The organism is Microbacterium sp. MF43 (assembly GCF_012847295.1).
Lineage (GTDB): Bacteria > Actinomycetota > Actinomycetes > Actinomycetales > Microbacteriaceae > Microbacterium.
Map to the genome: position 1 here is coordinate 1 of NZ_JABBDY010000004.1, position 26,574 is coordinate 26,574.

General features: G+C 67.1%; 16 protein-coding genes and 1 pseudogene. 3 read left to right on the forward strand and 14 right to left on the reverse strand.

The window, feature by feature from the left end:
- Nucleotides 1-707: 707 nt before the first annotated feature.
- Nucleotides 708-1,553 carry a hypothetical protein gene (locus HF323_RS12070; protein ID WP_169582866.1) on the reverse strand — a complete coding sequence of 282 codons (846 nt, stop codon included), beginning with the start codon at nt 1,551-1,553 and terminating at the stop codon, nt 708-710.
- A gap of 1,187 nt (nt 1,554-2,740) precedes the next feature.
- On the opposite strand from HF323_RS12070, the pseudogene HF323_RS12075 reads away from it, so the two are divergent.
- Nucleotides 2,741-2,981: pseudogene (locus tag HF323_RS12075) on the forward strand (IS5/IS1182 family transposase); the annotation flags it as partial.
- A gap of 8 nt (nt 2,982-2,989) precedes the next feature.
- Here the strand turns inward: HF323_RS12075 and HF323_RS12080 are convergent.
- From HF323_RS12080 to hisC, 10 genes are all read right to left on the reverse strand, one after another.
- Nucleotides 2,990-3,460 carry a hypothetical protein gene (locus HF323_RS12080; protein WP_169582864.1) on the reverse strand — a complete coding sequence of 157 codons (471 nt, stop codon included), beginning with the start codon at nt 3,458-3,460 and terminating at the stop codon, nt 2,990-2,992.
- A complete protein-coding gene (locus tag HF323_RS12085; protein WP_169582867.1) occupies nt 3,397-3,711 on the reverse strand; it encodes a hypothetical protein in 315 nt (104 codons plus the stop codon). The genes HF323_RS12080 and HF323_RS12085 overlap by 64 nt, the downstream gene beginning before the upstream one ends.
- 90 nt (nt 3,712-3,801) lie before the next feature.
- Nucleotides 3,802-3,981: a hypothetical protein gene (locus HF323_RS12090; RefSeq protein ID WP_169582868.1), complete on the reverse strand. Its 180-nt coding sequence runs from the start codon at nt 3,979-3,981 to the stop codon at nt 3,802-3,804.
- Nucleotides 3,982-4,023: 42 nt separating this feature from the next.
- Entirely contained in the window at nt 4,024-4,611 is a 588-nt protein-coding gene (locus HF323_RS12095) for a HEAT repeat domain-containing protein (RefSeq protein WP_223169455.1), read from the reverse strand.
- A complete protein-coding gene (locus HF323_RS15635; protein ID WP_169582870.1) occupies nt 4,611-11,495 on the reverse strand; it encodes a polymorphic toxin-type HINT domain-containing protein in 6,885 nt (2,294 codons plus the stop codon). Before HF323_RS15635 ends, HF323_RS12095 begins: the two co-directional genes overlap by 1 nt.
- 56 nt (nt 11,496-11,551) lie before the next feature.
- Complete coding sequence (locus HF323_RS15750) at nt 11,552-14,458, reverse strand: LamG-like jellyroll fold domain-containing protein (RefSeq protein WP_169582871.1); 2,907 nt, start codon at nt 14,456-14,458, stop codon at nt 11,552-11,554.
- Between the two features lie 1,140 nt (nt 14,459-15,598).
- Nucleotides 15,599-16,960, reverse strand: a complete 1,362-nt coding sequence (locus tag HF323_RS12110; protein WP_169582872.1) for a dihydrolipoamide acetyltransferase family protein — start codon at nt 16,958-16,960, stop codon at nt 15,599-15,601.
- An 85-nt stretch (nt 16,961-17,045) separates the two neighbouring features.
- Nucleotides 17,046-18,071: an alpha-ketoacid dehydrogenase subunit beta gene (locus HF323_RS12115; RefSeq protein WP_169582873.1), complete on the reverse strand. Its 1,026-nt coding sequence runs from the start codon at nt 18,069-18,071 to the stop codon at nt 17,046-17,048.
- The gene (locus tag HF323_RS12120; RefSeq protein ID WP_169583280.1) at nt 18,068-19,198 is read right to left on the reverse strand and encodes a thiamine pyrophosphate-dependent dehydrogenase E1 component subunit alpha; all 1,131 of its coding nucleotides are present in this window, start codon (nt 19,196-19,198) and stop codon (nt 18,068-18,070) included. The genes HF323_RS12115 and HF323_RS12120 overlap by 4 nt, the downstream gene beginning before the upstream one ends.
- 8 nt (nt 19,199-19,206) lie before the next feature.
- The gene (gene hisC / locus HF323_RS12125; RefSeq protein WP_317451080.1) at nt 19,207-20,328 is read right to left on the reverse strand and encodes a histidinol-phosphate transaminase; all 1,122 of its coding nucleotides are present in this window, start codon (nt 20,326-20,328) and stop codon (nt 19,207-19,209) included.
- A 109-nt stretch (nt 20,329-20,437) separates the two neighbouring features.
- On the opposite strand from hisC, the gene HF323_RS12130 reads away from it, so the two are divergent.
- Nucleotides 20,438-20,830: a phage holin family protein gene (locus HF323_RS12130; RefSeq protein WP_169582875.1), complete on the forward strand. Its 393-nt coding sequence runs from the start codon at nt 20,438-20,440 to the stop codon at nt 20,828-20,830.
- Between the two features lie 4 nt (nt 20,831-20,834).
- On the opposite strand, the gene HF323_RS12135 is transcribed toward HF323_RS12130, so the two are convergent.
- The 3 genes from HF323_RS12135 to HF323_RS12145 form a co-directional block, all read right to left on the reverse strand.
- Nucleotides 20,835-22,172, reverse strand: coding sequence for a hypothetical protein (locus HF323_RS12135; RefSeq protein ID WP_169582876.1), 1,338 nt, complete (start codon nt 22,170-22,172; stop codon nt 20,835-20,837).
- On the reverse strand, nt 22,172-22,450 hold the full coding sequence (locus tag HF323_RS12140) for a hypothetical protein (RefSeq protein ID WP_223169405.1): 279 nt from the start codon (nt 22,448-22,450) through the stop codon (nt 22,172-22,174). The genes HF323_RS12135 and HF323_RS12140 overlap by 1 nt, the downstream gene beginning before the upstream one ends.
- Nucleotides 22,451-22,625: 175 nt before the next feature.
- A complete protein-coding gene (locus HF323_RS12145; RefSeq protein WP_169582877.1) occupies nt 22,626-25,865 on the reverse strand; it encodes an ExeM/NucH family extracellular endonuclease in 3,240 nt (1,079 codons plus the stop codon).
- A gap of 173 nt (nt 25,866-26,038) precedes the next feature.
- On the opposite strand from HF323_RS12145, the gene HF323_RS12150 reads away from it, so the two are divergent.
- Complete coding sequence (locus tag HF323_RS12150) at nt 26,039-26,545, forward strand: low molecular weight protein-tyrosine-phosphatase (RefSeq protein WP_188241719.1); 507 nt, start codon at nt 26,039-26,041, stop codon at nt 26,543-26,545.
- Nucleotides 26,546-26,574 lie beyond the last annotated feature (29 nt).

Consider the following 26,574-nt stretch of genomic DNA (forward strand, 5'->3'; position numbering starts at 1 on the left):
GCGACCAGATCCAGGGCTCGACGCCGAAACTCCGGCGAATGTGGTGCGGGCATCTCACGGACTCCTTCCGAGACGATCATCGCCTCAAAGTTGGTGTCCGGAAAAGCGGGTCAGGCTCCCGTCTCGTACGGTTCGAGTGAGGAGGGCGCGGAGACGTCGCCGATCGCCACAATGGATGCGCGGGGGTCGACGGTGATGCGGTGACCCCGGCCGCTGGAGCCCGGATAGATGTCTACTCCGCAGCGACCGGTCAGCAGCACCCTCTGTCGATAAGGGGTGCCGAATTAGGCACGGCTGCGGCTCACGAGTTGTTCGAGTGCCTCGTCGGGGATCTCGACGCCCGGGAAGCGCACTGTTCGCCATTGGCATGGATCCCACCATCTTCAATATATTTGCGTTGTCCCCGTCCGCCGCCATCTGCGCTGGGCTTGCGTTCGCCGTCATGGTCTCCATGAGGGCAGGACCGACGACGGGATGCCCGAAGCGCTGCCCGGCGGTTGACTCCAGGCTCAACGGCTCCAGCCTGTCGCTGTCGCCTCGTCTGCAGGTTCCCCGATTCTCCCGATCGCACTCCGCTGCGTGTCAACAGCGACGCCCCCAGGCTAACGCCGCATGAAACGAGTACCCCGGGAGATGCTGTTGATGGCGTACGTGAAGTACGGGTCATTGGCGACCAGAGACTGCTCCGGAGCGCGAGGTTGGCCGCCTCAGCCCCGCGGTAGTTTGGACTGGATCTCGTGCACGCTGGGTAGATATGAGCGCCGACCCTGCATCCGTAGCGATTGCAGTCGTGGGAGCTCGGCGAGAGGGCTTAGATCGTTATCAGTGATCTTGGTTGAACCGAAGAGCGAGATCCGCTCAAGGCGCGTTAGGTGGCGAAGCGGGTTAAGTGACGCGATGTCCCCGCACTCACTGAGGTCTAGACGGCGTAAGCCCGTGCATCCTGAAAGGGCGTCGATTCGCTCTATCTGGCGGCAGGCTTGCAGAGCGAGGTCCGTGATCTCGGATCGATCGGCAAGGGCGTTTATCTCACGCAGATCCTTGGCCAGATAGACGCCCAGCTTGCGCAACTCTGGGAATGCAGCGAGGCCCGCGAGCGATTTCAGCTTGGGACGGTCCTTCATCTCAAGCTCGGCGAGGTTGCTCCAGGCAGCCAGAGGAGTCAGGTCGACCGGCTTATACGCGCGTAAGAAGGCGACCTGAACGTTCGACGCAGTTTCGATGCTCGCACTTACCTGCGGCCAGGCGGCCCGCAGCGTCCGCAGGCCGGGCAGCTTGCCCAGATCAAGCCTGAGCCCAGGGTTCGTGGTCACGCAGAGCGCTCTCAAGGTCGACCCGAGCGAATGGATTGGCTCCAAATCAGATAAGCGGGGATCGAGAATCACCAACTCTCGGACAGGAAGTTCTTGGAGGAACGTCAACGACGGCTCGTCGAAGCCAAGGGCATAGTTGAGGACGACCCTGTCGACCTCGCCGGCGAGAACCGCCGCTCTCGCCGTCGCGGTCCAGCGTCCGGTCACCACCAGTTCGACGGCCTCATCACGATCGCTCATCGGCACCTCCCTATCGCCCGTATGGTTGGTCCGGCATCAGCCCAAAACGTTTCGGGCCGATTGGATTGACGATGTTGAGTAGGTCATCGATGCCGCCCAGTCGATCGATCATCGTTTGCTCCGCAATCTCGCGGGCAGTCCGGTCACCACTCACGCTCTGTCGGGCAGCGTTTGCGGCCTCGCCAGCGGTGAACTTCCCCGATCTGACGTGCCGCGCCAAGCGGTTGGCCAACGTCCTCCCGACACGCAACGAACACCGACGGCTCACCGCGCCACCGATCATCCGCAGGCGGAGTCACCCTGAAAGAACGCTGAGAACAAAAAAACCCTAACGCAACCTTCCTACGTAACCCCTCCCGCGCCGGTGGCTTGTGGAGAAATGGGGTGCGCTTGAACGGTAAGCACCCGAAAGTTGCCGCACTGGCCGGGGCGCCACCGGTACGTACGGTGGTGCTCCAATCCACCGTAGGTGTGTCCGTAATCCGCGAGATTTCGCGGAAGCTCGCTCCCCCATGGGCACGTCATAACAAATTGGGAACAGAGTTCTTCCCCCTTCGGCGCGCCGAGACGCCGACCCGAGCTACCCGAAGGTGGCGCTGATCGGATATTGCGCGCTGAGGGCGTGATCTACCTACCGTGGGACTCTCGCGTCCTTCGAGCACGACGCCCGTCAGAATCCGACAAATCCCCGATCAGCAGAGAAAAGCCGCCGCGATCAAGTCGCGACGGCTTTTTCCGTTTGCCCTCAGTTTGTTCCCGTTAACGGAAATAATCGTGTCTGACCTGGGGTTCTTGTGGCGGTGACGGTGGGATTTGAACGCATACGGGATGCGGTCACGGGGATCACATGAGGTCACAGAACCGCATGAAATCAACATTGCGAGTCCTCAAACGCTGCATCGAGTCACACTCGTTTCACTGCGTTTGTTCCCACGGACGTTCCCGTCAGGAGTCCAACTCCTCGGGCGCTGTGTCAGTCCATACAGTTAGCGCATGACAGACAGCCCAGCCAGCCTGAGCTGCTCTTCCGTGGCAATGAAGATTCCCTGCCGCCACCGCTCGCTCTGGGAATCGAACCGCATCGATCACGTCGCCCGGACCCACGTCGGTGGAGTCGATCAAGAGGATCGGTTCACCGTACGGTCCGACTTGCGCCGACTGCAGCCGCGTCGGCAGATCCGGTTATGCGCGCTATCCGCGGACATCTCCGCTCACGAGGCATCAAAGGCCGTTATCCCCGAGCCCGATGACCAGAAGGGGCACCGAAAACGACGAGGATCACGCGGGGGCAGGCCAGTCGGACTGGACGCCGTCGACTACAAGAATCGGAACGTCATCGAGCGCCGCTACTGCCACATCGGGCAATGGCGGGGGCTGGCCACGCGCCATGACAAGCACGCGGTGATCTACCGCGCCGCCGTGGTCCTCAAGGGCAATCACCGAGTTCGGAGGTTAGCCAAAACCTGTCGCGCCGCTGGCAACTCGTCGGCCAAGCCTCGCTCCCGCGCGAACTCTTCGGCAATATCAACAGCATCCTCGAGCCACGAAAACATCGTCGCCTCCAGCGGATCGAGCAGACTGCCGCCTACCGCGACTTGCACCATCACGGTGCGTTCGCGTGCACTGTACCTAGCTATGCGGAACCCTTCGAACTCATTTCGTCCGATCCGGCCATCAACATGAAAGACCACGTTGACATCCAGCACGCTGTTGACTCCATCACGGGCGGCTTGCACTCGCTTTCCTAGCGACGCGAGCTCTCGCCGCCAGACCATGCTTTGTGCGTCTGCGTCTCCGAGCACTATTCCGATGGAAAGTGCTGTCGTGGTTTCAGGCTGCGGCATCACCCCACCGCCCCAGCCCATGGCTCGAGGTTCAGCGGACCAGGATCGCGCTGAACGATCCATCGTTCAAGTTTGAGCATTTGCTCTCTCGACCCGCTCGTCATTTGAATCAACAGCTTGTCTTTCAAGAAGTTGGTCGAACACCGCGACTTCAGATTGCCGCTGATACCCCACTTCACCAGATTTCCGTCGAAATCTTCCAGTCGATAGAGGGTTGTGAGCCGATCACTAGCGCGCGCATTGCCGTGAGCGCTCGCGTGGCCGAGATCGCCGCCACGTAGTCGTCCTGGAACCGACCTGCCGCTGAACCTCATGGCGCTCGCCCATATCGATAGCACGCAACAGTTGATCGATGCGATTGCGGACTGGCTTACTCCTAACGATTAGGGCGCGAGGACGCGTCCTCAGTGGTCAGCATCCCCTAACTTCGAATGGCCGACGAGTCCTGTGACGTTCTTCCACGCGTCGCCGAGCCAGTTTCGACCGCTCGGATCAGCCCAGGTGACGGGGTTGTCGCCGGAGCACACGTAGGCGTTGAACTGCACGGGAGCGCTCGTGGTGGGCTCCGGGTCGACGGGTGGCAAGCAAAATATGCTGCGCCAATCCGCCACCTTCAACTGGCCGACCTAGCTCCAGGCGGCGAGTGCCCGCTGCGCTTCCTTGCGCACCCACGCCCGCTCGTCATCCAGCATGCGGGCTAGACCCTCCCGTGCCGCCGGGACGTTGAGCTTCCGCAGTGCCTTCACAGCGTGTCCGCTGACGACCGGGTCGTCAAGGAGTTCGATGAGCACCGCCCCGGCCTCTTTCCTCTTCGATCGGCCGAACCCTAATACGACCATCTCGCGCGCCTTGCCGTAGGACTCGTCACGCGCCAGCGCTACGAGGTCATCAAATCTCGCGTCGTCCCACACGACTTCGAGCGCGTTTCCGACGGTCCAACGCAAGCCCATTCCGGTCTCGTCCTCGACCCGCTTGAACTCCTCGATCAGCGGACCGGTGGCTGCGGGCTTGGCCCACGGCACGCTCAGAGCCCTCACAATCTCACCCTTAACCTTCTGATCGGACACACGACCCAGACCCGAGATCAAGATGGGAACCGCGTCTCGATATCTCATCCCCGAATTCCGCAAATCAGCCAGGGAGTCGACCGGATAACCCACGAGCGCGAGATCATTCAGCACGTCCCGCTCACCGGGCGCCAGGGCATCCGTCATCACAGGCCCAGCCTAATCGTGTCAAGGAGGATCCGCCCCGAGGTGATCTCTGCCTGGAGCGTGCTTGAGAAAGTCGTCGACCCTCGGGTGTATAGCGTGAAAGCCAATCCTTCCTGTCGAGCGTATGCTGCGAAGTCTCGCAACTGGCTCGTGTAGTTCAGACGGCCCACGTTTTTCACCTCGCCTAGCACCGACGAGTTCAGTTCGTCCGGGATCCGATACGCAGCCCTACCGCTTGCCGACGGGATACGAGCCGTGTTCTTCACAATCCCAGCCATCGTCTCTCCAACCTGGCCGGTCGCGCGAACCCCGGCCATCCCCGTGGCGCAATTGTGTGTGAGCACGTCCGCTTTACCGGCGACCACGTTGTAGGTGTGTGCGGACTTGACGGTGAGGTTGTGAACAGTCTGCTCACGCCGTTCATGCTCGACAGCGGTGAGCTGCACCCATGCCCCGACGGAGGTCAGCAGCGAGTCGCCGGGTGCCAGGTCACCTGCGTCGACCCATTCGGCGCGGTCTGGGACCCAGAACGGGTGCCCGGCGGTGGCGGTCACCTTCCCCGTGTCACCGGTGTCGGTGGTGACGGTGAGGGTGACGAGGTCCTTCGGCCCGGTGCCGGTGATCGTGGCGAGGACGGGCTGGGCCGAAGTCTCCCCAGTGGTCGGATCGGTGGCGAGCACCTTGTCGCCGAGCCTCAGCGTCTCGATCGCCGCTTTCGAGCCGTCGGCGAGGAGGACCAGCGTGCCGGGCACGAAGCTGTTGATCGCACACGACGCCGCGCTCTGCTGCGGTTTCGGCGCCGCCGCCGATGCTGCGGGGCGTGCGGAGGACGCGGCAGGTCGGGAGGCGGCTGCCGCTGCGGGCTTGAAGGCGGTGGGCAGTTTCGCCGCGGCTGGTTTGAGGGCGTTGCCGACGGCGCTGATGAACCTGCTGGCGGCTGGTGCAACGGCGCGGCCGAGTGACCCGGCGACGGGGCCGAGAGCGCCGAGAGCGCCGCCGGTGAGGGTGTCGCGGGCGAAGCTGCCCCAGTCGAACTTCTTGCGTGACTGGGACTGCTTCCACACGTTGGTGACCGCGCCAGCGACAGCGCCACCTGCGATGAAGCAGCCCACACTCCCGGCGCCGGCGGTGGCGGCGAGGCATCCGGTCGTGACCAGCGCGCCGGCGACGAACCCGCCGATCTCGGCCTGATGCTTCTTGACGAATCCGGTGACGTTCTTCCACGCGTCGCCCAGCCAGTTCCGACCGGTGGGGTCTGCCCAGGTGACGGGGTTGTTGCCGGAGTACACGTAGGCGTTGAACTGCGCCGGAGCGCTCGGGGTGAGCTCCGGGTCGACGCTGAGGAACGTGCCGGTGGCAGGGTCGTAGTAGCGGGCGCCGAGAAGGGTGAACCCGGTCGTGTCCGTGGGGGCGCCGAGGAACCCCCGACCGGCGACGGCGCCGGACTGTCCGGCACGCGCGGCACCGAACGGATCGGTGCGGATCCGCTGCACCGCAGCGGTCCAGTTGGTGTTGTGCACCGACGCCAGCGGTGTGCCGTGCGCGTCGGTGACGATCGTGGACACCCCGGACAGGCCCTTGCCGGTGCGGGTAGCCACCGTGCGTCCGGCGAAGGAGTACCAGCGTGTCGCGGTCACCGTCTCAGTAGTCGCGCGGACTTCTTGCCCGCCCGGGAGGAAGACTGTGGCGCCGGTGTCGTCGATCCGGATCAGTCGGGTGCCGTTGGCGTCGTAGATGTTCGAGACGTCCGCCCCACCCCCGGTGACGGCAGTCAATTCGCCTTCGGCGTCCCACGTCTGAGTTTGCTGCTGCGCGTCGACGGTGCGGCCGGTCTGGTTGCCGGCCGCGTCCCACGTGAACCCGGTCGTGACCGACGTGCTCCCGCTCGTCCTGGTCATCGAGGTCAGCTGGTGAGGACCGGCGGAGCCTTCCCCGTGCGCGTACTCGGTGAGCGTGGTGGCGGCGGCGGTGTGGTCCGTCTTGGAGAACCGGTTGCCGAGCGCGTCATAGGCGTACTCGGTCCAGTACGGCGCGACACCACCCAGGTCGGCGGTAGTAACGGTGCTGCGTGCACAGTCGCCCTGCGCGTCCGTCCAGGCGACCTGCAGCCGCTGCAGCCCGTCGTACTGGAAGCACTGGGCGTCTTTTTCTGCGACGGTGGCCGTGTTGGTGGGCGCGTCGATGAGGCTGGTTACGTTGCCGGCGGGGTCGTACCGGTAGCTGAGGTTGAGCTCGGTGCCGTCGCCGTGCCCCGTCCGTGCCATGCGTGTGCCGACCAGCTGGCCGGTGACCTGGTCCCAGTCGTAGGCGACGCTGGTGCCGTAGGTGTTGCCGAGGTCGTAGCCGTAGAGGCTGCCGTCGGGATTCCAGTTGGATGCGGCGACGTAGATGCCCCAGCCGAAGCCGCCGCCCATGGACGAGGGTCGGGAGTTGGCGTTGAACCGGGTGGTGACGGTTTCGGCGCCCAGAACGGCGTCTCCGTCCTGGTTGGTCACTTTCGGGTAGGTGACCTGTCGGACCTGCCCGTCGGCGGTGTAGGCGTAGCTGGTGCTGAAGGTGGTGCCCGCCAGGGAGAACAGGGCGTCGTTGCCTGGCAGCTGGGTGTCGACCTGAGTGGGCCGGTAGGCGGTGTCGTACGCGGGATAGCTGGTGACGTATTCGTTTCCGTCGATCACTCGTGTCGCGGCGGCCAGCTGTCCCAGCGCCTGGTTGCCGTTGGGCAGGGTGCCGGTGTCGTACGACCAGGTGGCACGGATGTTGCCGTTGGGGTCGCCGTCGCGGAGGCTAGCGGGTCGCCCGAGCCGGTCATAGGTGTAGGCGAGGGTGGCGCCGTTCGCGTTTGTGCTGGTTTTCACCTGACCCAGCGGGTAGTAGCTCGTGGTCGTGGTTCCACCGTCCGGGTCGGTGGCGGAGGTTTGCTGGCCGGCGAGGTCGTAGGTGTACGTCCACTCGTTCGACTTCGGGTCGGTCATCTTCACCAGTTGCCCGGCGGCGTCGTAGCTGTACTTCGTGGTCTGCTTCACCAGTCCTCGGACGGCCGAAGCGCTGACCGCGGCGGAGTGGATCTGCGCGTCACGGTAGTACTCGCGAAGTTCGACGGTGCGCCCGCGAGCGTCCAGGACCTTTTCGGTGGGAGTGCCGCCGAGGGGTGGGATGACGAGGGTGACAGCCCCGTCGTACACCGTCGTGGTACGCCACTTCTCATGGTCTGGGTTCGAACTCGTGCCGCTCCACAGCACCTCGTCGGTGACCCGGCCCGCCTTGTCGTACATGTACGTGGTTTGCGCGACCGGGGCCGGGTCCGGGTTCTCGGCGACCATCGTCGGTGCGCCCGCGACCGGCCAGGGCGCGATCTGCGTGATCGTTTGCCCAGCGGAGTTGTAGAACACGTGCGAGACCATGCGGGCTGGCGCACTGGGGGTGGAGTTCGCCGCTTCCGTCTGCTGCTGGAATGGCCGCCCGAGTCCGTCGTAGAGCACGACGCTGGTGTGTTGGCTGCGTCCGTCGGCGGCGAGGGTCCGGGTGAGAACGGCGTTCAGCCCGTTGCTGGGGTCGCTGTACGCGTACTCGACCGAGGGGTGCGGGGCGTCCTTGTGCTGCGGGTATCGCAGGCTGGTGGGGCGGCCGAGCGCATCGTATGTGCCTTCGGTTGTGAGGCCGTTCTGGTCTGTTGTTGACACGGGCAGCCCGGTCAGCGGGTTGAACGTCTGGGTGGACGTGAATGGTTCCGTACCGCCCAGTCCGTCCGGGTCCGGGGATGTGGTCGTTGTGGAGGCGAGTTGCCCCCCCGGCCCCGTCGTGTAGGTGGTGGTGGTCACGTTGCCGTCGGCGTCCTCAACGGTTTTCACGCGTCCGAGGTCGTCGTAGGTCGTCTTGGATTCTGTGACGTCGGCCGATGCATCGTCCGGGTGGACGGCCTTGGTCTCTACGACGCGCCCGAAGTCGTCGTACAGGGCCGTGTCGCGACTGATCAGCGTGGCGTTACTGAGCGTGCCGTCGCAGGCCGAGGCGTACACCTCGGTCTTCTCCGCGTACGACATCTTGTGCGCGCCGGTGAAAATTCCGTCGCGTCGGTAGCTGGTCTTGGTGCAGACATCGTCGGCCGTCGTTGTCAGATTGCCTCGGTCATTCACGGTGATCGGCAGCCCGTGCTCATCGAAGGTTGTGGTCGTCGACGTGCGGTGTGAGAGTGCTCCCTCGGCGTCGTAGGTGAAGCCGTGTGTCGTCGCTGAGGGGACGCGGATGGACGTCAGATTCTGTTGGGTGACGATCTCGATGGGATCGCCCGGCCTGTTGATCGTCTCGGACGTCTTCGTGGTGCCGTTGAGCGTTTGCGAGTTGAACACTTGTCCCGCGTAGGCCTCGAGGTCGGGCACCTCGACGACGTGTCCGGCCGGGCCGGCCTTGAGCGGGGGCCCTTCGACGCCGCGGAAGTAGGTGGTGTGATCGGTCGTGGCCGCGTCGTCGCCTTGGCCGACGGTGGTGTAGACGTCGCGGAAGCCGCGGAATTCGGAGAAGGTGGACTCTGTGGCCTTGATCCCCCAGCCCTGGGGCTTGGCCCATGCGGCGTCTTCGTAGCGGTAGCGGGTGACCTTGGATGCGGATCCGGTGGTCAGCTGGTTGCCGCCGCTGGCGGCGGGGGCACCGTCCTCGGTGATGGCCTCAACGACATACTTGTGGAACCAGTGCTCCTGCGGCGCAAACTCGCCCTCTGGTTGCCACTTCACCAGGTAGCACAGCTGGTCATGCGCGCTATCGTCGATGGGCACCGCGCCGTCGGCGCAGTCCGGCTCCCGATAGGCAACGCTCACTGCTCCGCCGGACTCGGTGCGGACGCCGATGATGCGGTCTCGGAACAGCGCCGAGTGACCGTCGGTGCCGTTGTCGACTCGGTTTGCCATCGGTTCGTATGTGAACTGCACCGCGGGAAGGGTGATGTCGTCGCCCGGTGTGGTGTTCGCCCCGAAGCCGGTGCGGTTCACACTGTCCAGGCGCAGGGTGATATTGGCTGCCTGTCCGATCTGTCCGTTGTCACCCTCGCCATGGAATCGCTGGCCGAAAACCCACGCGTCCACGTTCAGGTAGTCCGCGCCGCTTCTGGCTTGAGTAGTGATCTTGGCGAGGCGGGTTGTGTCGAAGAACACCGGCACGACGTTGGGGCATTCGTCGGCAGATGTCGCGCATTGGAGGTCGGTGGGTGTGTCGACCCATTTCGTCTTGTCGGTTTCGTTCTGCCCGTTCTTGCAGAGCGAAAGACCGTCAGCGCGGTCGGTGACGCACCGTTTCTCCGCGTCGAACACGATCCGGTACGGTGCTGCGATGGTGGACCCCTCACGGGTGCCGTACTCGATCTGGGTCAACCGCCCGCCGGAGGTGTAGCTGATCGGGGTCCAGTCGGTGTTGTGGCCGTAGTCGTTGACGTACGCGTTGGACTCGGTGGCGTACTCGTAGGTCATGGTGTTGCCTGACGGGTCGACGACGTAGTCGAGGTTCCAGCGCCACACCTGGTCGCAGCGTGAGGACGCGAACCCGCCGTCATCCGCTGCCTTGTAGCATTTCTCGCCTGCGTGGTTGCCGTAGACGGGCACCTTCCAGGCGGAGTTGAGCGACTCGGGTGCGTTCTCGGCGGCCTTGCCGCGGCCGAAGAAGTACTGCGTGCCGTCGGTCGTGGTGACCTTCCAGTACTCACGGTCGCCGATGCCGTTCCATCCGCCGGTGAGGAGTTCGATTCGGGTGCCGTCGTCGGTCTTGTTGCGCCACCTGTTGCCTGAATCCTTGACGAGCGTCGAGCCGGCGCCGTTGAAGACCATGGAGGCGTTCACCGGCCCCCAGCACAAGTCGCCGGTGTCACGTCCGGCGTTGTTTGGGGAACCAGCGGTGTCGTCAGCGCAGGGCTTGTACTGGCGTTCGATGTAGCTGGAGGTCAGGTCAAAACCCTCGCCGATCCACCCGGCCTGGTTGTTGCTGGACGGGACACGCCCGTCGGACACCGCTGACGAATACGACAGCGTGAGGTTCGGCGCGAGACCGGACATCGAGGTGGGGACAGTGAGCGGATACGACCATGTGAACGCACCGGTGTTGCCGCTGGTGCCCCAGGTCGATGAGAGCGGCAGGCTGGTTTGAGACCAGTCCCCCGCGGACCCGGAGACACCGGCCGTTACCGCCAGGGTGCTTCCTCCGCTGAGAGCAGCGGTTTGCAGCGCCATCCCCTGGCTCCCCATCACCACCTCTGCCGGGTCCACGGGAACCACCCCGGAAACGGTCTGGGCCACCGGATCATTGACCGAAGGGATTAGTTCCGGCTGACATTCCGGGGCGGTGGGAGTGTCGATGCGGCAGTCGGGTAGCCGGACCAGCCGCAGCCGGGACGCCCAATCTCCGCCGTAGAGCCCGGCGAACTCCGCGTACGAGACAGAAAGTTGCACGTGCGGATCCGCGGTGGGCTCGCCGGCGGCCGGTTCGGTCACCTCGAGGAGAACCCCTGCCACCCCGGCTGCCCGCGTCTGCGCCGCGTCCTGAACGCTCAGCGTGACGGCGTCAGGGGCCACATCCCCCTCGGCGGCGGTCACCGAGACACTCATGCCGCCAAGATCGACCGTGGAGTCCGCGCCGATGGAGACCTCGACGGTCGCCTCATCCGCGACGGGCGGTACCGCGGGCTGTAGTGCCGCGCTTTCCGGTTCCGCCGCAGGCCAGGACCCGCCGATGGGCGATGCCGGCTTGATCGGCTGCGTCGAACCCGCGGCAAGAAGGTCAGCGAAATTCTGCTCGCGCGTCTCCGCGGGCGACTGTGTGGTCGCGTGTGTCGCCACCACGCTCAGCCCGAACGGGTCGACCACGAGGACGGCCGTGAGCGCTGCAGCGATCACCGCGGTGGACACGGGCGCGATGCGAGTGTGGAGGGAGGGCATGCGGGTCCTTCGCGTGGTGTTCATCGTCACTCGTCGTCGGTCGTCGGGTCCAGTGCAGTGAGGCCCGAGCTGTAGTCGGCCGGCTCTGCGCCCTGGCACAGTCGTCGCAGCTTCTCCTCAGAGACGACCTGCCCGGAGTAGACCCTGACGCTGTCGACGGTTCCCGGCCACCAGTTCTTCTGGGTGCCGTCGACCAGACCGCGCCCGACTGAGAAGGCGCCCGTCGCCGCCCACGACTGTCCCCCGCGCCCGAGTGGGGCCGTCGCCGTCGGCGTAGCCTGCCCTGGGTCCGACGCGGTGCCGACATCACACACCCACAGTTGAGTCGTGTTGGTCGTCACGTCGCTCGCGCCCACCAAGTGGACCCAGCGGTCTCCGCGGACGGTGACGCCGGACCGGACTGAGGTGGTGGTGGCGCCGACGGTGTCACTGTTGCGCATATCGAACGACCAGCAACCGCCTGTCATGTTCGGACATGAGGGGAGGTAGCCGAGCGAGAACCCCGACTGGTTGACACCGTCTTGGGAGACCGCTGTGGACGGCCCCGACCCGATCTTGCTCGCGTCGAGCCACACCAGTGCGGAAACCGCGAAAGACTTCTTGGTATCCACCACGGGCCCGGTCCACGCCTGGTCGCTCACGCCATCCAGCTTCAACGCATGGTCATTCTGCCGGGAATCGAACATTTCGTGCGGCCCGTCGGCCCACAGGTCAGCGTTGGAAAGAGCGATGTCCTGAGCGATGCCCGCACCGCTCGAGTCCGCGGCGGTGGTGCCTTCGCCCTCGTCGAAGGACCAGATGGCATCCTCCTTAGCATCAGCGACGTAGAACGTGTACTTCGCGTCTGTGGACTTGTTCCCGGCAGCGTCCTCCGCCCGTACGACGATCGTGACCTCGCCGGTCGCTCTGGGTGTGTAACTGAAGTCGATCGGGGAACCAGCCGCGTCGAGAATCTTCACGGCCTCAGGAACGGCATTGAGGGGATTTGGCGATGTGACCCAGTACCTGAGCTGTTTGACCGCTTCGGTGTTTCCCCGGGCGAATCGGAAGTTCCCGGCGATACCCACGCCCCCGCGCTCGGCACCCTTTTCATAGATCGCGGCCGCGCCGCTCGAAAGTGCGGTGACGCTGGGCGTCTCCGGTTTTGTGGTGTCCACCTTGAACTCGCAGATCGCCAACGACCATCCAGACCACGCGGCCCCGTCTGTCGCGGTGACGCGGTACTGGTAGATCCCGTTGTGGACGAGTTTGCCCGCCGCGACAGTCGCGGTGAACTTCGATCCGGAGGGTTTGCCCGGCAGGGTGGTGCTGTTCCACACCTCGGTCGTGGTGCCCGCGGTGACGATCTGGAAGTGCGCTTGAACGCTGTCAGCATCTGGATCGGTCACCACCGCGGACAGAGTCGGGGTGGTGTCGGAGATCACCGGCCGCCCCGTCCCCGATGCGCAGTTCTGTGCCGGATCCTCAAGCTTGACCGTCGTCGACCTCTCCGGCGGGCGGTTATAAGTGATGCTCAGCTGGGCGTTGGCCTTGTACGTCTTGTACCCACTGGAAGTGGTCTCATTGCTCGCACGAAGCCCGATCCCCAGCTGCGCCCAATCCGCGTCCGCCCACTGGACGACGGCGCCCTTCACGCTCCACTCACGTCGGATACCGCCGTCGCTGCATCCATCGCCCTGTGGTGCGGTGACACCGGACTGCAGCCCGCCGCTGTTGAACGGCAGGGTGCTCCACGTGCGCTGCGTGGTCGTGATGGCAGTCGTCATGTACGCGTCCGTGCGGGTCGATGTGCAGTTTCCGCGTTCACCTGGATCGGCGCTGAACGATGCGGCGCTCACATGCACTCCGGCAATCGACTTCATCAACGTGGCCGCGTCGCCACCGAACTCCCACACCAGCCGCGCCGTGAACGTCGTTTCGCACTTGTATGACCACGTCAGCGAGCAAAGTCCCATCGACTCACCCACACGAGTGGTCGTGTCGGCCCATTTGTATACGTGGTTGGTGTAGCCACCGGTGCGGATCGCGACCCACTCGACCGGAGTGCGCCCAGCCAGAGTCGGATCGATCCGAACCGGCCACACCGTGTCTGCCGAACCGAGCAACTGCTCATCCGGCGACACGACGGCAACGCCATTCCCGCCGGCAGCACCCTCGATCCGCACCGGCATGCCGACCGTGTGGTCGCCCGGCAACGGGAACTCCAACCGCTCCACGGGCTCACCGTTGCCGGTCCCGTTCGCGCTGGAATCCCACATGGTCGACGGCGGTGACCAGAACATGACCTCCCCATCAGCCCGGATGAGCTCGAAACCGACACCGTCCGTCTCTACCAGCTCCACGTCGGCGGACGACTCGATCCGATACGGAATCTCAAGACCATCACCGGGGAGCGCCTTCGCGCCGCGGGCCTCAGCCAAGGCGCCACGGAACCACTGCGTCGCCGCGGGCGAGTCCAGCTCGACAATCGGCCGGAACCCGGACCCGTCTGAGCCGGCTGAGACCACGAGCCGCGCACCCTCCGCGAGCTCATAGGTCACGAAACGACCATCCACGGTGGGCTCAGACAGTTCCAACGGGAACCACATCTTTACCCAGGACCCGTCCCGTTCGATCACACCGAGCGGCAACTCAGCCCCAAGAGGACCGCCCGGGTTGAACCACATCGGATAGACGGGGGCTTCGACCGGAAGCATCCCAGCGACACCCGGAACCAGATCCTCGGTCGCCGCGACGGCTGCGCCGACGCCATCGCCTCCATGTCCGCCGCCGCGACCCAGGGCCACGGGCACCGGGTTCTGAGACACCTCTGCGCTGACTGGCTCCCGGGAGCCGTTGACCTCCGTGTGTGAGGGCACCGCGCTCAACGTCAACCGAGACTGACCGTCGGGCTGGGCGACAACTGTCACCCACGGCGACCGCTCGGAGCTCACTTCAACGTCCTTGCCGCACGCCGCTGCCAGTGCAGCAGCCGCGTCAGCGGACTCCCGCTCGAGGACGGAGCAGTCAGCGGCGGAGCGACTCGGGCCGACCGCCGTGTACACGATGAGAGCCCCGGACACGACCAGCACGCCAACTAGACCGAATGCGACCCATCGCCGCTTCCTGAGCGCACTCCACGCGCGCGTAATCGCTTCCACCAACGTCCTCCGGACACGCAACGAACACCGACGGCTCACCGCGCCACCGATCATCCGCAGGCGGAGTCACCCTGAAAGAACGCTGAGAACAAAAAAACCCTAACGCAACCTTCCTACGTAACCCCTCCCGCGCCGGTGGCTTGTGGAGAAATGGGGTGCGCTTGAACGGTAAGCACCCGAAAGTTGCCGCACTGGCCGGGGCGCCACCGGTACGTACGGTGGTGCTCCAATCCACCGTAGGTGTGTCCGTAATCCGCGAGATTTCGCGGAAGCTCGCTCCCCCATGGGCGCGTCATAACAAATTGGGAACAGAGTTCTTCCCCCTTCGGCGCGCCGAGACGCCGACCCGAGCTACCCGAAGGTGGCGCTGATCGGATACTGCGCGCTGAGGGCGTGATCTACCTACCGTGGGACTCTCGCGTCCTTCGAGCACGACGCCCGTCAGAATCCGACAAATCCCCGATCAGCAGAGAAAAGCCCTAGTTTGTTCCCGTTAACTGAAATAATCGTGTCTGACCTGGGGTTCTTGTGGCGGTGACGGTGGGATTTGAACGCATACGGGATGCGGTCACAGGGATCACATGAGGTTTCAGAAGCTCATGAAATCAACGTTCCGATCTCTGAGCAACGCCATGCAGTCACACTCGATTCGCTGCGTTTGTTCCCGCTTCTGTTCCCGCCCGGGGACGGAGGGATTTGAACTCACTCACTGGGTCATTTCATCGATCACCTTCGCTGCTGAGGGCTGGTCTGGCCACGACTCGGTCAACTCGGCGGGCGTGAGTCGCGCGGTCCTAGGCATCTCGGTCTCCATCGAGGTCCGGATGTGTCGACGCCAGTCGTTTCATGGCTCAACAACCACGGTTGAGCTCATGTCCACTGACGTGGATCAACTTGAACTGGTTGAAAGACCACATAGGTTGACGCCTCACATCAGTCGAGGAGCAGCGCCGGCTCCTCGAGGATCGAGGCGACATCGGCGATGAAGCGCGACATGCCGTCGCCGTCGACCACCCGGTGATCGAACGAGCCCGCGACGGTGGTGACCCAGCGCGGACGCACCTCGCCGTCGACGACCCACGGCTTCTGGCGGATCGTGCCGAGCGCGACGATGCCGGACTCGCCGGGGTTGATGATCGGCGTGCCCGCATCCATCCCGAACACGCCGATGTTCGTGATCGTGATCGTGCCCTGCTGCTGGTCCGCCGGCGTCGTCTTGCCTTCGCGCGCGGTGAGGGTGAGCTTCTCGAGCGACCGCGCGAGTTCGCGCATCGACAGGTCCTGCGCGTCCTTGATGTTCGGCACGAGCAGGCCCCTCGGCGTCGCGGCGGCGATGCCGAGGTTCACGTAGCGCCGGACGCGGATCTCGGCGCCCCCCTCGGCCTCGACCCATGCCGCGTTGACCATCGGCGTGCGGCGCACCGCCCAGATCACGGCGCGCGCCATGATGAGCAACGGCGACACCTTCGTGTCGGCGAAATCGGGCGAGGCCTTCAGTCGCTTGACGAGCTCCATCGTGCGGGTGGCGTCCACGTCGGTCCAGACGGTGACGTGCGGCGCCGTGTAGGCCGACTGCACCATCGCCGACGAGGTCGCCTTGCGCACGCCCTTCACGGCGATCGTCTCTTCGCGCGCGTCGTCGCGAGGGGGCGCGGAAACGGCGGGGACGGATGCCTCGGCCGCCGCCGCAGCGACCGGAATGGTCTCCTCGCGCACGTCGCCCCACTCGGGGGTCTCGATGTTGCGGAACACGCTCGCCTGCGACGCCTGCCGCATGACGTCCTCGCGCGTGACCTCGCCGGCGGGGCCGGTGGGCGAGACGGAGGCGAGCTCGACGCCGAGGTCGCGTGCGAGCTTGCGGATCGGCGGCTTGGCGACCACGCCGACGGATGCCTCGACCCGCTCCTGCGCGGTTGCGGCGGGCTTGCGGCGGCGCGACTTCACCTCGCCGCCGGTGCCGTAGCCGACGAGCACCGCGCCGTCCCCCTCGGCGGAGGCTTCGGCGGGCGCGCCGTGCTCGGTCTGTCCGACGGTCGCGGGACCTGAGGCATCCGCTCCCGCGACGATGGTGATGATCGGCGACCCGACGTTGACCGTCGCGCCCTCGGCGACGAGCAGTTCGCCGACCGCGCCCGAGAACGGCGAGGGCAGCTCGACGAGCGACTTGGCCGTCTCGATCTCGACGAGGACGTCGTTGACGGCCACGGTGTCGCCGGGCGCGACGTGCCACGACACGATCTCGGCCTCGGTGAGACCCTCGCCGACGTCCGGGAGGACGAATGTCTGCGTGCTCATGTGCGGTGTCCTTTCAGGCCGGTCGTCACGCGAGGAGCGCAGCGACGAGCCGAGACGCGGGAGGTGTCGCTCGACGACCGGAACATCAGTAGGCGAGGGCGCGGTCGACGGCTTCGAGCACGCGGTCGGCATCGGGCAGGTATGCGCCTTCGAGCTTGGCCTGCGGGAACGGGACATCGAATCCCGACACCCGCAGCACCGGCGCCTCGAGGGCGTAGAACGCCTTCTCCATGACTGTGGCCGCGACCTCGCTGCCGAGGCTCGTGAAGCCGGGTGCCTCCTGCGCGTAGACCATGCGGCCGGTGCGGCGGACCGAGTCGAGGATCGGCCCGTAGTCGATCGGCGACAGCGAGCGCACGTCGACGACCTCGCAGCTGGTGCCCTCCGACTCGGCGAGCGCGGCCGCCTGCAGCAGGGTCGTCACCATCGCGCCGTGTCCGACGAGGGTGACGTCGGTTCCCCGGCGCACGATGCGGCTGGCGTGGAGCGGAAGCGCCCGGGCGGTGGTGTCGACCTCGCCCTTCTGCCAGTACTTGCTCTTGGGCTCGAGGAAGATGACCGGGTCGGGCGAGGCGATGGCGTCCTGGATCATCCAGTACGCGTCGTTCGCGGTCGAAGGGCTCACGACCCGCAGTCCGGGCGTGTGGGTGAAGTAGGCCTCGGGGCTCTCCTGGTGGTGCTCGACCGCGCCGATGTGCCCGCCGTAGGGGATGCGGATCACCACCGGCATCTGCAGGACGCCCTCGTGGCGGTTCGTGAACTTCGCCAGCTGCGAGGTGATCTGGTCGAACGCGGGGAACACGAAGCCGTCGAACTGGATCTCGACGACGGGCCGGAACCCGGTCATCGCGAGGCCGATCGCGGTGCCGACGATGCCCGACTCGGCCAGCGGCGTGTCGAGCACACGGCGGTCGCCGAACTCGGCCTGCAGCCCCTCGGTCACGCGGAACACGCCGCCGAGCTTGCCGATGTCCTCGCCCATGAGCAGCACGCGGTCGTTGCCCGCGAGCGCGGCGCGCAGACCGGCGTTGAGCGCGCGGCCGATCGGCATCGTGACCGGCGCGGGTGCGGCGCTCTCGGCGGTGGCAGGGGTGGTGGTCGCGGTGCTCATGCGGCACCTCCTTCGAAGGATGCCTCGTAGTCGGCCAGCCAGCGCCGCTGCTCGTCGACGAGCGGGTGGGGCTCGCTGTACACGTGAGCGAACATCGCGTCGGCGTCGACCCCGCCGAGCGCGTTGGTGCGCGTGCGCACGTCGTCGGCGAGCGCCTGCGATTCGGCGTCGACGTCGGCGAAGAAGGCATCCGACGCCCCCTTCGCCTGCAGGAACGCCTTCATCCGCACCAGGGGATCGCGGCGCCGCCACGACTCCTCTTCGGCCGAAGTGCGGTACTTGGTCGGGTCGTCGCTGGTCGTGTGTGCGCCCATCCGGTAGGTCATCGCCTCGATCGCCCGCGGTCCCTGCCCGGCGCGGGCCTCGTCGAGGGCCACGCGCGTGACGGCGTAGCTGGCGAGCACATCGTTGCCGTCAATGGGGATGCTCGGCATCCCGTAACCTTCGCCGCGCTTGTAGAGCGGAGCGGGCGACTGCGTCGCGACGGGCACCGAGATGGCCCATTGATTGTTCTGCAGGAAGAAGACCTCCGGCGCACGGTAGCTGGCCGCGAACACCATCGCCTCGTGCACGTCGCCCTGGCTCGATGCGCCGTCGCCGTAATAGACGATGACCGCCTCGTCGCGCTCAGGGTCGCCCGTGCCGCAGCGCCCGTCGAACACGAGGCCCATGCCGAAGCCGGTCGCGTGCAGCGTCTGCGCGCCGAGCACGAGCGTGTAGATGTGCGTGTTGCCGTTCTTCGGATCGGTGGGGTCCCACCCGCCGTGCGTGAGTCCGCGCATGAGCCGGATGATGTCGAGCGGGTCGACACCGCGGATGCGCGTGACGACGTGCTCGCGGTACGACGGGAACAGATGGTCCTGCGCGCGGGCGGCGCGGGCGGAGCCCACCTGGGCTGCCTCCTGACCGAAGCTGGGGGGCCACAGCGCGAGCTGCCCCTGCCGCTGCAGGTTGGTGGCCTGCACGTCGAACGCGCGGATCACCGCCATATCGCGGTAGAACTCCTCGAGCTGCTCGTCGGTGAGGCCGTCGACGAGCTCGCGGTAGGGCTCGGCGGCCGCCGACGGTGCGAACGCGCCGTCGGCGTCGAGGAACCGGACGGTCGCGGCATCCGTCGCTGCAGTCACCGACTCGCTCACTGCTGCACTCCCGCCCGTGCGCCGCGGTGGCCCGCGGGGAGGGTGGGGAGGACGGATGCCGCGACCCGCAGCACGTGCGCGACAGACTCCTCCTCGCCGATCGAGATGCGGATGCCGTCGCCGGCGAACGGCCGCACGATGAGCCCGGCGTCGTCGAACGCCTGCGCGATCGCGAGCGTCTCGTCGTAGGCGGGCAGCCACACGAAGTTGCCCTGCGCGTCGGGCACATTCCAGCCGGCCTCACGAAGTCCGGCCACGACGCGGTCGCGGCGCTCGGCGATCCCGCGGACGCGCTCGAGGAGCTCTGCTTCGGCGTCGAGGCTCGCGAGCGCCGCCGACTCGGCCTGCGCCGTGACCGACAGCGGAATAGTGGTGCTGCGCGCCGCGTCGAGGATGCGGGGGTGGCCGATCGCGTACCCGACCCGCAGACCCGCCAGCCCGAAGGCCTTCGAGAACGTACGGAGGATGACGACGTTCGGGTGCCGCCCGGCGGCGAGCACGCGGGTGCCGTCGACGGCTGCGGGATCGGTGACGAACTCGGCGTACGCCTCGTCGAGGACGACGAGCACATCGGAAGGCACCTGCGCGACGAACGCATCGAACTCGTCCTGCGTGACGATCGGCCCCGTCGGGTTGTTCGGGCTGCACACGATCACGGCGCGCGTGCGCTCGGTGATCGCTGCGGCCATCGCGGGCAGGTCGTGGCGGGCGTCCTCGGTGAGCGGCACATGCACGGCGGTCGCCCCGGCGACCACGGCGAGCCACGGATAGGCCTCGAACGAGCGCCAGGCGTAGATGATCTCGTCGCCCGGACGGCAGGTGGCGAGCGCGAGCTGAGCGAGGATCGACACGCTGCCGGCTGCGACGTGCACCGCGTCGACAGACACTCCGTAGCGTTCGGCCAGGCGTTCGCGCAGGCGGGATGCCGAGGCATCCGGATACCGATTCACCGCCGACGCGGCGCTGACGGCTTCGAGCACGCCGGGCAGCGGATCGAACGGGTTCTCGTTGCTCGACAGCTTGAACGCGTCGGCTCCGGCCTGGCGGCCCTGCTTGTAGGGGGGCAGCGAGGCGATCTCGGGGCGGACGCGGATGGGAATGTCGGAGGCGTCGGTCACCCTGCCGAGTCTACGAGCGCCGAACGGGCCCGCGTGAGGATGCGTGGACGTCCGAGAACACGCGCCGTCGTCCTCGCAACCGCCGGGGTCGCGTGCCAGACTTCCGCGTATGGGCTTCCTCATCCGCGTCGTCGTCAACGCTTTCGCGATCTGGGTCGTCACCCTCATCACGGCCCTGCAGGTCACGGTCGTCCCGTTCCCGCCGGGCGACACGCTGCAGTTCGTGCTCACACTGCTGATCGTCGCGGCGATCTTCGCGCTGGTGAACACCGTGATCGGCACCGTCATCAAGGTGCTGGCGTTCCCGCTGTACATCCTGACGCTCGGCCTCATCGGCCTGCTGATCAACGCGTTCCTGCTGTGGCTGACGGCGTGGATCACGAGCTTCTGGAACTGGGGGCTGCGCGTCGAGGACTTCTGGCTCGGGCTCGTGGCGGCGATCATCATCTCGCTGATCAACTGGGTGTTCGGCATCATCCTGCGGCCCAAGCGCGAGGACTGACCGCTCAGCCGCCGGGCCGGGCTGCCCCGTACTCGGTCACCTCGACCGACACGGCGCCCTGGAGCTCCGCGAAGACGGCCCGCACGCCGTCCACCCGCGGATCGGCCGACGCGTCGACGAGGGCCGCGGTCTCGGCGTAGGCGACCATCTGGTGCGCGGGCAGGTCGGCGTCGTCGAAGCCGGACGCGGGATGCGCCTCGCGCTCGACGACGAAGCTGCCCGGAGCGCCGACGGGGGCGATGTGACCGCCGCCGGCGAGCGCGGCCACGGGATCGTCGGTGTGACGGATGCCGACGCTCAGCGTGCCGTCGCCGACCTCCGCCTCGACCGGCGCGCCGAAGGTGACGTGCGTGCGCGTGTCGTAGCCGCCCTCCAGTGCGAGGTGCGCCGTGATCATCGCTCCCTGCGAATGCCCGAACGCGTGCACGACATCGCCGGGCCGGGCTCCGGCGGCATCGAGGGCCGCGACCGTCGCCTCGTACGACGCCGACGATTGGCCGAGGTACAGCTGCCCGTTCGACAGGTTGTCCCACGGCTCCTCACCGCCCAGAGCGAGTGAGCGGGTACCGGCGACGTAGACGGCATACTGCACGGCTCCGCCCGGCATGGTGTAGCGCTCGACGCGCACCCGCGACTCGCCGGACCCGGGCATGCGCTGGGCGACGGCCGCGAGGCTGGTCGGCGCCGACGGCCTGGTGTGGGTCGGTACCACGGTGGTGAGCGTGACAGGCTCACCCCGGCCGGTCAGGCGCGCGTCGGGGCCGAGGCGACCGCTGCCGGTGAACCCGGCGGTCGCCGCGACGGCGATGGTGCCGAGCCCCAGGGCCGCGCCGCCGATGATCGCGCCGCGCTCACTGACCTCCGAACCGGCGATCATCCCCGTCTCGGTGGCTTGACGCACGAGATCGCCCGGCCACATCACGGCGCGCTCGAACTCCGCTCCGATCGACGCGGGGAAGGCGTCGGGATGCTTCGCGATCAGCGCATCCCGGACGGCGCTGATCCTCGCCTCGGCGACCCGGTCACCCGCGAACACGGCCGCTCGGTGCTGCGCGTTCAGCTCGACCAGCTCGTACACCGCGGCGGCCTCGCGCAGATCGGCGGCGATCCGGGTGGCACCGGCGAAGGTCTCCCTCAGCCGGGTGCTGAGAACGGATGCCGCACTCAGGGCCTCTCCGGTGTGCGCCCACTCGCCGAAGAGCATGTTCTGCAGAACTCCCAGCCGGCGCAGGATCCCTTCGAGGTCCTCCCGCGCGAGGACGAAACGGCTTGCGGTGATGCGGAGAGTGTCGGTGTCGACCGCGACGGCCCCGCCGCCCAGCACCTCGATGTCGGAACCCATCAGAACCCGCCCTGGGCCCGGGCCCACGACGCATCCCTCGCCCGCGCGGCCGCGAGCTCCGCGGTCTCGGCGACGCAGACGAGACTGGACACCTCGCCCGCCCACTCGCTGGCCGCGCGGTGGAACGCCTCGGCCGCGCGGGACTGCCAGTCCGTTGCCGCCGCGAGGCCCCGCGCGTGAGCAGACGCCTCGGCGAGCCGCTCGCTGATCACGGCCATCTCCCTGGCGACGATCTCGAGCTGCGAAGCGGCGTTCGCCGCCGCCATGTCGTACGTCATCGAGCCATGCTCGCTCCGCAGCGAGGCGGGCGGGATCGCGGGGCGCGGGTCTGTGCATCGGCCCGGTCGCCGAGGCGGTTGTGAAGGAATCGAGCGGATGCCGCGGCATCCGCCCCCTCGACCGCACGCGGACGCCGCCCCTCGCGCGAGAGGCGGCGTCCGTGTCAGGCGGCGGTCAGGACAGTCCGAGGAGACCCTTCATGCCGACGATCACCGTGGCGGTCGTCGTCGCGGTGTTGCCCGCGGCGTCGGTGGCCGTATAGGTGAACGTGTAGATCGCGCCGTTGGCCGCGACGACCTCGAAAGTGAAGTCGTCGATCTCGGTGACCTGCGCCCGCGGCTTGCCGTTCGTCGTCACGCCGGTCAGCTCGACCGTGACCTCTCCGCGGTCGTCTGCGGCATCGACGTCGACCGTCACCGTGCGCACCTTGTTGTTCGGCGCCAGGATGAACGACGGGTCGGCGGCGGCCGAGACCGTCGGCGGCGTCGTGTCGGGCGGCGTCAGGTTCAGGCCCACGATGACCGGGTCGTGATCGCTGGACCGGTAGGCGTCCTCCGCGTACAGCGCGTCCTGCGCCGGCTTCTTGAACGTCATGTCGTAGTCGATGAGGCTCGGCTCGTCGGCGTTGATGTTCCATGCCGATGCGCCGGTCACCTCGTCGACCAGGTCGGTACCCGACAGCGCGTAGTCCAGGTAGCCGAGCATGCCGTCGAAGACGTACGAGTACGCCTCGGCGCCGTGGAACTTCGCCTCGAGATCGGTGTAGCCGGCTCCGGTCAGTACCTGGATCGGGTCCTCCTGCGCGTACGAGTTCAGGTCGCCGAGGATCAGCTCGCGGCCCACCGTGCCCTGGCCGGTGGGATCGGTCGCGAGCCAATCCGCCAGCGCCCCAGCGGCGAGCGTGCGCACACCGTTGCAGTTGCCCTGGCCGTCCGGGTCCTCGGGGTCGCCGACGGCGCTGCACGAGGAGCCCTTGGACTTCAGGTGGTTGACGACCACGGTGAAGGTCGCCCCCGCCGTGTCGGCGAAGGTCTGCGTCAGGCCGGGCCGGTTGAAGTCGTCGAGCCAGCGAGCGTCGTCTTCCTGCTCCATCAGCTCGAACTCCCCGATCGGGGTCACGGACGCCGGCTTGTACATGAGCGCCGTCGTGATGACGTCCGTTCCGATCAGACCGGTGTCGATGTAGTCGTAGACATCTGAGCCGAGGCGCTTGTTGAGCGCTTCGGTCAGCGTCTTCAGCGCGAACGAGTCCTCGTCGTTCTCGATCTCGATGAGCCCGAACACGTCGGCGTCGATCGCGGCGAGCGCCGTGACGATCTTCGCCTCCTGCCGCGCGAACTCGACGGGGTCGTTGGCGCCGCGCGCATCCGGCCCGGTGAGCGTCGTGAAGTAGTTGAGCACGTTGAAGCTCGCCACCTTCAGGTCGCCTCCGACCTCCGGAACCTCGGGACGGGGGTTGCCCTCGGTGAACTCGGCGCCCCGCGTGGGCTGCACGCCCCACGTCGAGAACCGCCAGTCGAGCACGCCCGTCGTGCCGGTGACCAGATCACCGCTGCGGAAGGTGTTCTCGAGCGTGAACTCGTCGCCGTTCGGGTGGATCGCCGGGTCGGGGTTCTCGGCGCTCCGGCCGTCGTCGACGCCGATGCTCTCGGCGGCGTTCTTCGCCTTCAGCGCCTCGGCCTCTGCGGAGCCCGCGTCGTACAGGCCGGTCGGCTGGTACTGGCGACCGACCGAGAGGCTGATCGTGCCGAACCGCGCGAAGTCGAAGGTCTCCCCGATCGTGAGCCGCTGCGGAAGGGTCACGTACATGCCCTCGAGCGCCTCGCGCTGCTGCTCGGTGGCCGGCAGCGTGAGCTCCACCGGAGCGGGCAGCGACTGGCCGGTCGCACAGACCTCGAGGTCGACCGCCTTGAGCTCGGTGAGACCCGAGAACTCGTCGACCTCGCCCGCGACGTTCACGATGTCGCCGGCCGAGACCGCCGCGGCGCCCGGGTAGTACACGAAGATGCCGTCCGACGTCGCCGCGTCACCGTCGCCGGCGTCCTGCATGTAGAAGCCGTCGAAGCCGCCCACCTGGAAGTCGCCGGTCACGACGCCCTCGAGCCGAAGACTGTCGCCGTCGCGCGCCGAAGCCGCGCCCGACCCCTGGACCGAGCCGATCGTGACGATCTCGAGCTCGCAGCCCGCTTCGATCGGCGGCGGCGGGGGAACAGCCGCGTTGGCGGCACCCGGTGTGTTGAAGGCCTCCTTGACCACCGGAGTGCCCGGCGTGCCGTTGTAGCCGGCGAGGTCGAAGTCGTTGCGCACCCAATCGGCGGTCGTGCCGGTGTCCGTGCCGTCGGGGATGCGCGAAGCTCCGCCCGGGTCGAACGCGAGGCCGTCATAGGAGACCTCCAGGGTGACCCCGCCGTACGTGAGGTCGGATGCCGCGTCCCGAACCGCGACCGCATCGACCACGGTGAAGCCGAGGCCGTCGTCGAGGACGCCGTCGTCGTTCGTATCGATGTCGGTGCCGAGCGCCGGAGCGGTGCCCGTGACGAGCAGCAGGCTGACCGTGCCGTTCTCGAGCGCACCGTTGGCGAGGGTCGCGAGGCTGCGGCCCGACGCGTCGGCGGCGGGGAACGCGATCACCTCGTCGACGGTGCCCGTGACGGTGCCGCTCACGTCGCCTTCGATCTCGAGGACGCGGTAGCCCGACAGGTCGGTGGTCGCCGGGTCGGCGAGCAGCTCGACGTACTCCACGTCGGTCGCGCCGGTCGTGTCGGCGGAGAACTCGTTGATCACGACCTTGGCTGCCGGCGGCGGGACGTCGCCGCAGTCAGCGGTGTGCGACCCGAGACCGCCGAAGGTGTCGATCGGGAAGCCGTCCCATTCCTCGGCCGGGTCGAACGCGTCGGTGCCGTTGGGGTCACCCGTGCAGATGTCGGCCTGACGGCGCAGCGTTCCATCGGCGGCTCCCGTGGCGCCGGAGCCCCACTCGGTGCCGGGGTCGATCCCCACCTGGCCGAAGAAGTCGACCGCCGTGTCACCCTTGAACAGTGCGAGGGCGTCGTCGCCGTTGAACCAGTTGCCCGCGGTGATCTGGTCGCCGAAGGCCTTGAGCGCATCGCCGGCAGCGCCGTTCACGAGGACGAACGCGTCCCCGGCGGCGACGGTGCCGGAAAGCGGAACGCTCAGCGCAGAGGCGGCCGCGCCGTTGAAGTACATCTTGATCGAGTACCCGGTCAGGTCGACGGGGGATGCCGTCGGGTTGTAGACCTCGACGGCCTTGTTGTTGCTCGAGCCTTCGACGACCTCGCTGAGGAACAGCTCGGTCTGCGTGTCGGCGGCCACGGCCGGTGGTGCGATCAGCCCGGTCAGGGCGATGGCACCGGCAGCGGTGACGGCGACGGCGGCGTGGTGTGAACGGCGCACGGAACCTCCTGGACATGGAAGAAGGCCGGTGGGCCTTCCGGGTCAGGCTAGGCGAGCGGTTCTCGTCACGGAAGGCTCAGGCGAGGAGAGTTCGTTAACGTTCGGTAACGGCCTCCGCGCCACGGGCGCTGCGACCCTTGGTCACTGCCGCGCGCCGCGCCAGAATGGAGCCCATGTCGGCGAGCACGGGCGATCCCTTTCGGGTGGTGTTCGTCTGCACCGGCAACATCTGCCGGTCGCCGATGGCCGACGTCGTCTTCCGGGGATTCGCGGATGCCGCGGGCCTCGGCACCCGCGTCGCATCGACGAGCGCCGGCACCGGCGACTGGCACGTGGGCGAGCGCGCCGACCAGCGCACCATCGACGCACTGGAGCGCGCCGGGTACGACGGTACCCGGCACCGGGCCCGCCAGTTCACCCATGCGGACTTCGCCCGAAGTGATCTCGTCGTCGCGCTCGATCGCAGTCACGAGCGCATCCTGCGCGGCTGGGCCCGCAGCGAGTCGGACGCCGACAAGATCGCCCTGCTGCTGTCGTTCGATCCGGGGGCGCGCAGCCTCGACGTGCCCGATCCGTACTATGCCGGCCCCGGAATGTTCGATGAGGTGCTCGGTATGATCGAGAGTGCGAGCCGGGCGCTCTTCCGGCAGCTCGAACCCGCGATCCGCCCAGCGACCTGATGCCGGGCTGTCGCCCCTTGCGTTCCGAC